The following is a 9,306-nucleotide window of genomic DNA, read 5'->3' as shown; positions in this document are numbered from 1 at the left end:
ATTCAGATCATCCTCGGGAAGGTGCGCCCACTTTCACGCCCCCTCACCGAGGCTCATCCACAGGTTCTGATCATTGCTCACCGCAGCCTAGTCACCCTCGGCATCCTGATCGCGTTGCGCGCCACCGACGAACTGAAGTTCCATGTCACGATCGCGCGCAACAACGGGTTGACCGATGACGAGATCGCCGAGGTCATTTACCACGCCACCGGGTACGCGGGATTCCCAGCGGCCAACGCCGCGTGCAAGGTGGCCCGCGAGGTGATCGAGGGCTAGAAGGTGCGCGTCCCCCAACTCGCCGAGCGTGAACGGTCGGGATTCGCCGACCTGCTCGCCGGATTGACTGCGCAGCAGTGGGCCGCACCCAGCCTGTGCGCGGGATGGTCGGTGCGCGACGTCGCCGCCCACACCGTCGGGTATCTGGACCAGGATGTCTTTCGGCTGTTGCGTCGGATGGTCGCTGCCCGCGGCGACGTGGACCGCGTCAACGCCGCGATCCAACCTCAGGTGGCGGCGGCAACGCCCGCCGAGTTGGTCGACCTGATGGACCGAGGCGCCGCACCGTCGGGCGCCGGCGGCCTCTACGGCGGGCGGGTCGCGCTGATCGAGTGCCTGATCCACCAGCAGGACGTCCGCCGACCGTTGGGGTTGCCGCGCACGGTTGCCGAGGATGCGCTGCGGGTCTGTCTGACCTACGCGCGGATCAGCCCGGTCATCGCGGCGCGACGCACCCGGGGTCTGCGTCTGGTCGCGACCGATCTGGACTGGTCGGCCGGGCGCGGCCCCGAGGTGCGCGGAGCCGGGGAAGCGTTGCTGTTGGCGATGACCGGCCGCGTCGACGCGGTGCGGGACGAGCTGACCGGAGACGGGGTGAGCCGGCTGTAGCGCCGAGCGTGCGTCCAGGGCGCAGAATCGGCGCTTACACCGCCACCGGTGCACGGTCGGCGCTGCGGGCCGGGAACGTGGAGCCGCCTGCCCCGACAGTTTTCACGGCCATGTCCGTCGAATCCCACCGCTCGAAACTGCGAAGCACGCGGCCCCGGAGTTTCGCGCCTTCGTGTAGATCTGGCGTTGCGCCGAGTGGAACCGCTGCACCATGTCGTCAATCCTCAGTTGCTGATTGTCGAGATAGAACATCGGTGCGTCGTACTCGATCAGTGGCCGTCGTTCGGCTTCCGTTCCCCGAATACGACCGTCCTTATGGAGCGGGTACCACCCTCGCTCGAGGCCATAGCGCATCCAAACGTCGTCGGCAACATCCTGGGCGTCGTTCGGAAAATGGTCCACCACACGGTGTATGCGCCAGCCGAGTTCGGTCAACCCTTCGGCGACGCGTCTGCCGAGGCTTCGATCGAGGAAGAATTCAGGCGGCCCGTTTGAGTCCAACGCGACATATCGCTTCGGTCTCCGCCACGGATAATCCGTACTCGTCGGCAACAACGGTCAAAGGTTCACCAGCGGCCCACAGGTCGAGCACCGAGCGGACTGGAACCTTGTTGCGCTCGACGACTGGCTCGCCCCACGCGAAGCGCGGATCGACGATCACTTTGGCGTCCTCACCGAAGGCACGAAGCTGTAGGCGGGCAGCGTAATCGGTGGCGTCGTCCCACGTGATGTACCGCAGATAATCGCCGACAACATCGCGTATCACGATTTGATGATCACCGACGCGGTCGAACTGGTCATCGGCGTGCTGAATGAAGATGTCAATGCCGTCGGTCGCGATTCGCTTACTGGCCAAGGCGAAATCTGTACCGAACTTTTCACGAACATCCGTCACGGTGTCCGCAATCTGTCGCTTCGTGAACTTCAACTCGTTGCGGAGCGCACGCAGCACAAAGGCCTCGACCAGAGCGGCGAAAGGAACCGAGGCCATTCCTCTGTGCGCCACCGGTACTTGATGCACCAGCGGTGCTCCCCCTCGCGAAGGCGTGCGCAGCCAGCTGTACACCGTTGATTTGGGAATTGCCAGATAAGCCGAGACTTCACGCGGCGTATACAGCGGATCTTTGAAGATGTCGACAGTCATTCTTCACCCGCCTCCCCCGGATGCCCGCGTTCGTCCCTAGTGAGCAGTATGCCCCAGCGGTCTCACAACTCAATTCAGAAATTTGACCCACACCGTCGCGATCTATGGGGTTGGGGAAACGTCCGCGCAAATCGCGGCAGTTCTGCAGCCTCCGGCTCATTCGATGCCGAAGGAACGTGTGGAGCCGCCTGGGGGAATCGAACCCCCGACCTATTCATTACGAGTGAATCGCTCTGCCGACTGAGCTAAGGCGGCGCTGTCGGACGGGAGGAGTCTACGGCAGGCGCTCGTGCGCGCCCAAGTCGATCCCCGGGTCGCTGCGCTCCTGCCCGCCGGACCTCAGCTGCGCAGCGCCTGCCCGACCGTGCCGACCATCGCGTCCACGGCGAACTTCGGCTTGACGTTGATCGCCAGCGCCTCGCGACAGTCGAGCACAGCCTCGATGCAGCGCAACAACGCCTCCGGGGAGGCGTGCGCGGCCATGGCGGCGACGCGCTCGGCCATGTCCGGGTGGTTCGCGGTGACCTCGCCGGCTCCGGTGGCGACCAGCAGTGCGTCCCGGAAGTACGTCGCGAGGTCGATCAGGGCGCGATCCAGCGCATCCCGCGAGGCGCGCGTCTGCCGGGATTTCTGTCGTTTCTCCAGGTCCTTCAGCGCGCCCGCCGCGCCGCGCATGGTGCCGGCGGTGCCCTTCCCGGTCCCGCCCGCGCCCAGCGCGGTGCGCAGCTCCTCGGCCTCGCTCTCGTTGCGGCCCTCGGTGAGGGCCTTGGCCTCGGCTTCGGCGGTCGCGACCAGTTCTTCGGCGGCGGCGTACGCCCGAGACGGCGTGGCTGCATCGCGGGCCAGCCCGAGGGCGCGTTTGCGGCGCTCGCGGGCCTGCTCGTCGGTGGCCAGCCGCCGGGCACGTCCGACGTGGCCACCGCTGACCGAGGCCGCCCAGTTCGCGGCCGGCTCGGGGATGCCGTCGGATTCGATGAGCACCTGCGCGATGGCCGCCACCGGCGGCGTGGTCAACGCGACGTGACGGCAGCGCGACCGCAGGGTGATCGCAATGTCCTCCGGATCCACCGACGGCGCGCACAGCAGGAACACCGTCGACGGCGGCGGCTCCTCCACGACCTTCAGCAGCGCGTTGGCCGCGCCCTCGGTGAGCCGGTCGGCGTCCTCGATCACCACGATCTGCCAGCGCCCGGTCCCCGGCCTGCGCGACGCGATCTGCACGATGGAACGCATCGCGTCCACCCCGATGGACAGCCCCTCGGGCACGATGCGACGCACGTCGGCGTGGGTGCCGGCCATCGTCGTCGAACACGCCCGGCACTGTCCGCAGCCCGGGCGGCCGTCGGCGGTGCACTGCAACGCGGCAGCGAAACACAGTGCCGCGATGGAGCGCCCGGACCCGGGCGGACCCGTGATCAGCCAGGCGTGCGTCATGACGCCGACCTCATCGGAGGCGTCGGCGTGAGGCGCGTCACCACGAGCGGCGCGCGCCGCGGCGATGAGCTCCGCCTCCACTGCGTCTTGACCCACCAGACGTGAGAAAACCCCGTCCATCGCCGATAACAGTAGTGCTGCGAACCGACACGTCCGTCTCAGAGGCCCCGTCGGCGTCGCCTCCGCCTACTACGGTGAAGCAATGACCACCGACGCGACCGACATGGGGCGAATCAGCGCATTCGTCCGATGGGTCGCGCGCACGCCATGGCCGGTGTTCACGCTGGGCATGCTGCAGGCCGACATCATCGGCGCGCTGCTGGTGCTCGGCTTCCTGCGGTTCGGGCTGCCGCCCGAGGACCGCATCCAGCTGCAGGATCTGCCGGCCTACAACCTGGCGATCTTCCTGGGCTACCTGTTCATCTCGTTCACCGTTGCGTCCTACCTGACCTTGCGCATGCTGATTCCGGTGATGCGCTGGCAGCGCCGCGAGATGCTGCTCGGGGACCGCGACCCCGGAGACACCGAGGTCGCCCGCATTCGCGCGTTGAAAATGCCGTTCTACCGGTCGCTGATCAGCGCCACGAACTGGCTGCTCGGCTCGGTGGTGTTCATCGTGGCCAGCTGGCCGGTGGCCAGCAAGTCCGCCCCGGTGGTGGCCGTGGCCACCGGACTGGGCGCCACCGCCACCGCGATCATCGGCTACCTGCAGTCCGAACGCGTGCTGCGGCCGGTCGCCGTGGCCGCCCTGCGCGGCGGCGTCCCGGAGACCTTCCAGGCCCCCGGGGTGATCCTGCGTCAGGTGCTGACGTGGGTGCTGTCCACCGGGGTCCCGGTGCTGGCCATCGTGCTGGCGCTGGTGGCCAGCAAGTTCGCGGTGCTGACCGCACCGGCCGACCAGTTGCTGACGACGATCCTGCTGCTGGCCATCGTCGCACTCGTGATCGGGCTGTCGTCGACGGTCCTGGTGGCCATGTCGATCGCGGACCCGCTGCGGCAGCTGCGCTGGGCGCTCGGCGAGGTGCAGCGCGGCAACTACAACGCCCACATGCAGATCTACGACGCCAGCGAGCTCGGCCTGCTGCAGGCCGGCTTCAACGACATGGTGCGCGACCTGGCCGAACGACAGCGACTACGGGACCTGTTCGGCCGCTACGTCGGCGAGGACGTGGCCCGGCGGGCGCTGGAACGCGGCACCGAACTCGGCGGACAGGAACGCGAGGTCGCCGTGCTGTTCGTCGACCTGGTCGGGTCGACGCGCCTGGCCGCGACCATCCCGGCCGCCGAGGTGGTCAACCTGCTCAACGAGTTCTTCCGCGTGGTGGTCGACACCGTCAACCGGCACGGCGGCTTCGTCAACAAGTTCCAGGGTGACGCGGCGCTGGCCATCTTCGGCGCCCCGATCGAGCATCCCGACGCATCCGGCGGCGCGCTGGCCGCCGCGCGCGAACTGCACGACGAGCTGATCAAGGTGCTCGGCGAGACCGACTTCGGCATCGGGGTCTCGGCGGGACGCGCGATCGCCGGGCACATCGGCGCCCAGGCCCGCTTCGAGTACACCGTGATCGGCGACCCGGTCAACGAGGCCGCGCGGCTGACCGAACTGGCCAAGCTGGAGAAGGGCCACGTGCTCGCGTCGGCGGTCGCGGTCAGCGACGCGCTGGACGCCGAGGCGCTGTGCTGGAACGTCGGCGAAACCGTGGAGTTGCGGGGCCGGACCGCTCCGACCCAGCTGGCCCGGCCGGTCAACCTCGCCTCACCCGACGAGGCGATCGCCCGCCATGACGGTCAGGTCCGCAGCAACGTCAGCCACTCGACCTGACCCGACTCAACTCTTCTTCGCGGCTTTCTTGGCCGGGGACTTCTTGGCCGCGGCCTTCTTCTTCGCCGGCGCCTTCTTCTTCACCGGGCCGCGAGCGCGGCGGTCGGCGAGCAGTTCGGAGGCGCGCTCGTCGGTGATCGACGCGACGTCGTCACCCTTGCGCAGGCTCGCGTTGGTCTCCCCGTCGGTGACATAGGGACCGAACCGGCCGTCCTTGATCACCATCGGCTTGCCGCTGGCCGGGTCAGTGCCCAGCTCGCGCAGAGGCGGGGTCGCCGCCCCTTGGCGCCCACGGCGTTTCGGTTCGGCGTAGATCTTCAGCGCCTCGTCGAGGGTGATGGAGAAGATCTGGTCCTCGGTCGCCAGCGAACGAGAATCGGTGCCGCGCTTCAGGTATGGGCCGTAGCGGCCGTTCTGCGCGGTGATCTCCTCGTTGGTGTTCGGGTCCACGCCGACGACTCGAGGCAGCGACAGCAGTTTCAGCGCGTCTTCGAGCGTCACCGTCTCCAGATCCATACTGCGGAACAGAGATCCGGTGCGCGGCTTGGGCCCGGTCGGCTTCTTGCCCTTCTTCGCCGTGGCGCCCGCGTCGGGATCCTCGGGGGGTTCCGGCAGCACCTCGGTGACGTACGGCCCGTAGCGGCCGTCCTTGGCGACGATCTCGTGGCCGGTCTCCGGGTCCACACCCAGCGAACGTCCCTCTTGCGGTGTGGCGAAGAGCTTTTCGGCCAACTCCAGGGTCAGCTCGTCGGGGGTCAACTCGTCTTTCAGGTTGGCCCGCTGTGGGGTGAGCTCACCGTCCTCGCCGACGATCATGCGCTCCAGGTAGGCGCCGTTGCGCCCCACCCGCACGTTGACCGCGCGACCCTCGGCATCGTCGAACAGCTTGATGGAGTTGACTTCTCGAGCGTCGATCTCCTCGAGGTTGCCGCCGACGAGCTTCTTGAGCCCGCCCGCACGGGCGATGGAGCCGTCGACGCCGTGGTCGCCGCCGAAGTAGAAGTTCGACAGCCAGTTGGACCGGCGCTCGTTACCCGCGGCGATCTCGTCGAGTTCGTCTTCCATCGCCGCGGTGAAGTCGTAGTCGACCAGGCGGCTGAAGTGCTGCTCGAGCAGACCGATCACCGCGAACGCGACCCACGATGGGACCAGCGCGCTGCCCTTCTTGTGGACGTAGCCGCGGTCCTGGATGGTCTTGATGATCGAGCTGTAGGTCGACGGCCGGCCGATGCCGAGTTCTTCGAGCGCCTTGATCAGCGACGCCTCGGTGTAGCGCGCGGGCGGTGAGGTGGTGTGCCCGTCGGCGCTGAGCGCCTTGGCGTCCACCCGCTGGCCCTGCGTCAGGTTCGGCAGCCGACTCTCGGCGTCGTCGGCCTCGCCACCGGCGAGGTCGTCGATGCTCTCCACGTAGGCCTTCAGGAAGCCCGGGAACGTGATGGTGCGGCCGCTGGCGTTGAACACGACCTGCTCACCCGTCCGGGCCTGACCGGCAATGCGCAGGCTCAGCGTGGTGCCGCGCGCGTCGGCCATCTGGGAGGCCACCGTGCGCTGCCAGATCAGCTCGTAAAGCCGGAACTCGTCGTTGTCGAGCTGGCTGTGCAGCTGCCCCGGCGTGGAGAACACGTCACCGGCGGGGCGGATGGCCTCGTGGGCCTCCTGGGCGTTCTTGACCTTGCGGGTGTACTGCCGCGGCGTGGGGTGGACGTATTCCTCGCCGTAGAGCTGACGGGCCTGGTTGCGGGCGGCGTCAATGGCCGACTGCGACAGCGTGGTCGAGTCGGTACGCATGTAGGTGATGTAGCCGTTCTCGTAGAGCCGCTGGGCGATGCTCATCGTGCGCTCGGAGGAGAACCGCAGCTTGCGCCCGGCTTCCTGCTGCAGCGTCGAGGTCATGAACGGCGCATACGGCCGGCGCGTGTACGGCTTGTGTTCGACCGCGGCGACCTGCAGCTGCGCGCCCTGCAGCCCTGCGGCCAGCGCGTTGGCGGCCGACTCGTCGAGGACGAGCACCTCGTCGGGCTTCTTGACCGCACCGAGCGAGTCGAAATCCCGGCCGGTGGCGACCCGGCGGCCGTCGACGGTGTTCAGCTTGGCCGAGAACGTCGGCGGGGTGGCCTGGGCGTCGGAGACGCTGGCGTCCAACTCGGCGGTGACGTCGTAGTAGCCGGCGCTGCGGAACGCCATGCGTTCGCGTTCGCGCTGCACGATGATGCGAGTGGCCACCGACTGCACGCGGCCGGCCGACAGTTTCGGCGCGACCTTCTTCCATAGCACCGGCGACACTTCGTAGCCGTAGAGCCGGTCGAGGATGCGGCGGGTCTCCTGCGCGTCGACCAGCGCGTTGTCGAGGTCGCGCGGATCCTCGGCGGCGGCCCGGATGGCGGGCTCGGTGATCTCGTGGAACACCATCCGCTTGACCGGGACGCGCGGCTTGAGCGTCTCGAGCAGGTGCCAGGCGATCGCCTCGCCCTCGCGGTCACCGTCCGTGGCCAGATACAGCTCGTCGACGTTCTTGAGCTTGTCCTTCAGCTCGGCGACGGTGCTCTTCTTCTCGGGGCTGATGATGTAGAGCGGCTCGAAGTCCGCGTCGACATTGACCCCGAGGCGCGCCCACGGCTCGGATTTGTACTTGGCCGGCACGTCGGCCGCGGCGCGCGGCAGGTCCCGGATGTGTCCCCGGGACGACTCCACGATGTAGTTGGAGCCCAGGTAACCGGCGATTTTGCGCGCTTTGGTGGGCGACTCGACAATGACGAGTCGCCGGACAGTCCCATTTCCCCCGCTGGCGCGGTCGCCGTCAGCCAATTTGGTCTTGCTCCACTTTCTCCTGTTGCCCGCGGGCACAACATCTGAATCCATGCTGCCTGCCCTGGCAACTGCCAATTTGACACCCTGCGCCTACGGACGCAAACCGGTTCCCCCTGCACCGGTGCGCCCGACACTGCTATATCCGCGGCCAATACGCCACTGCTCCCCCGCCGGCCGGTGGCTCCCCCACGTTCTCTACCAGCCGAGACAGGCGTCTTCGGCCACTGACCCGCAACGCCGGTCGGGACCCTCGGGTCCCGATCAACGTCGGGGCGATTCCGATCCTCATCAACGCCGACGCGAGCGGCGCGTGGGTGTCCGGGGCGTGCGGATCCAGCCCGAGCAGGTAGCGGTCGGCTTCGGGGACGCCGGCGGCCAGCGTCCACGCCCGGAGCTCGCGTGGACCGGGCAGCCACTCCGGGGGCACGGTCTTGACCGCTCCCCGGGTCCAGTCCGATGCGATCCCGACCAGACGGACGTCCACCGCGGTACGCACGAGTGGGGAGTTCTCGTCGGTGCGCGCGATCTCCGGCGCCAGACCGACATCGGTGATCATCTCCGCGAGCCCCTCGGCGCGCCACATCGCGTCGACGACAACGGACAGCCGCGCGCCCTGTCCGTGTTCCCCACCGACCAGCACCACCTGTCCGGGGGCAGCCAGGATCCCGGTCAGGTCGGCGATCGTCGGGGGCACCGACTCCGCCGAGAAGAAGGACAGCTGGCTCACAGCACTGACAGTAAGGCAGGGCGCGCTCCCGCCGGCTGTACCCGCCACAACGACAACCCCCGCGCCGTCTCGGTGACGACGCGGGGGTTGCGCAGAGCTTTGTGGTGAACCCGGATGGGCTCAGACGGCGCGGACGCCGGTGGCCTGGGGACCCTTGGGGCTCTGACCGACCTCGAACTCGACCTTCTGGTTTTCTTCAAGGGTGCGGAAGCCGGAACCCTGAATCTCCGTGTAGTGGACAAAAACGTCAGCGGAGCCGTCCTCGGGGGCGATGAAGCCGAAGCCCTTCTCCGCGTTGAACCACTTCACAGTTCCCTGTGGCATCTTTCGTACATTCCTTCTCTGTATTCACCGGGCGGTCCTCCGTTATTCGGAAGACCGGGCCCGTTCCGACCGCCATACCTTCGTGGAGTGCTCGGAACTCGACCCGACCTACAACCCTCGCAGGAACCGCGATCGCAACGTCGTTCCTGCGAGTGCTGATAC

Annotated in this window: 9 protein-coding genes and 1 tRNA gene; 3 read left to right on the top strand and 7 right to left on the bottom strand. The window is 67.8% G+C overall.

Annotation, left to right across the window (positions count from 1 at the left end; genetic code table 11):
- Both ACAG25_RS17280 and ACAG25_RS17275 read left to right on the top strand, forming a co-directional pair.
- The coding region (locus ACAG25_RS17280; protein WP_370489681.1) for a carboxymuconolactone decarboxylase family protein at positions 1–276 on the top strand (276 nt) is incomplete at its 5' end.
- 3 nt (positions 277–279) lie between these two features.
- Positions 280–885 (top strand): maleylpyruvate isomerase family mycothiol-dependent enzyme, encoded by a 606-nt coding sequence (locus ACAG25_RS17275; protein ID WP_370489680.1) that lies wholly within the window; start codon positions 280–282, stop codon positions 883–885.
- 102 nt (positions 886–987) lie between these two features.
- Here the strand turns inward: ACAG25_RS17275 and ACAG25_RS17270 are convergent, their stop codons facing one another.
- From ACAG25_RS17270 to ACAG25_RS17255, 4 genes are all read right to left on the bottom strand, one after another.
- Positions 988–1,320: a hypothetical protein gene (locus ACAG25_RS17270; protein ID WP_370489697.1), complete on the bottom strand. Its 333-nt coding sequence runs from the start codon at positions 1,318–1,320 to the stop codon at positions 988–990.
- Positions 1,321–1,363: 43 nt separating this feature from the next.
- On the bottom strand, positions 1,364–2,029 hold the full coding sequence (locus ACAG25_RS17265; protein WP_370489679.1) for a DUF433 domain-containing protein: 666 nt from the start codon (positions 2,027–2,029) through the stop codon (positions 1,364–1,366).
- A 179-nt stretch (positions 2,030–2,208) separates the two neighbouring features.
- Positions 2,209–2,284 (bottom strand) — tRNA-Thr (locus tag ACAG25_RS17260).
- Between the two features lie 84 nt (positions 2,285–2,368).
- On the bottom strand, positions 2,369–3,583 hold the full coding sequence (locus ACAG25_RS17255; protein WP_370489678.1) for a DNA polymerase III subunit delta': 1,215 nt from the start codon (positions 3,581–3,583) through the stop codon (positions 2,369–2,371).
- 82 nt (positions 3,584–3,665) lie between these two features.
- Here ACAG25_RS17255 and ACAG25_RS17250 point away from each other — a divergent pair, with 82 nt between their 5' ends.
- Positions 3,666–5,285, top strand: a complete 1,620-nt coding sequence (locus tag ACAG25_RS17250; protein ID WP_370489677.1) for an adenylate/guanylate cyclase domain-containing protein — start codon at positions 3,666–3,668, stop codon at positions 5,283–5,285.
- Positions 5,286–5,291: 6 nt separating this feature from the next.
- Here the strand turns inward: ACAG25_RS17250 and topA are convergent, their stop codons facing one another.
- From topA to ACAG25_RS17235, 3 genes are all read right to left on the bottom strand, one after another.
- Positions 5,292–8,090 (bottom strand): type I DNA topoisomerase, encoded by a 2,799-nt coding sequence (gene topA, locus ACAG25_RS17245; protein WP_370489696.1) that lies wholly within the window; start codon positions 8,088–8,090, stop codon positions 5,292–5,294.
- Between the two features lie 139 nt (positions 8,091–8,229).
- Positions 8,230–8,820: a hypothetical protein gene (locus ACAG25_RS17240; RefSeq protein ID WP_370489676.1), complete on the bottom strand. Its 591-nt coding sequence runs from the start codon at positions 8,818–8,820 to the stop codon at positions 8,230–8,232.
- A gap of 120 nt (positions 8,821–8,940) precedes the next feature.
- Positions 8,941–9,144, bottom strand: coding sequence for a cold-shock protein (locus tag ACAG25_RS17235; RefSeq protein WP_006243848.1), 204 nt, complete (start codon positions 9,142–9,144; stop codon positions 8,941–8,943).
- Positions 9,145–9,306 lie beyond the last annotated feature (162 nt).

The organism is Mycobacterium sp. pV006 (assembly GCF_041287115.1).
Lineage (GTDB): Bacteria > Actinomycetota > Actinomycetes > Mycobacteriales > Mycobacteriaceae > Mycobacterium.
Note: the sequence above shows the minus strand (reverse complement) of the source record. Positions and strands in the feature narration are given on the sequence as shown.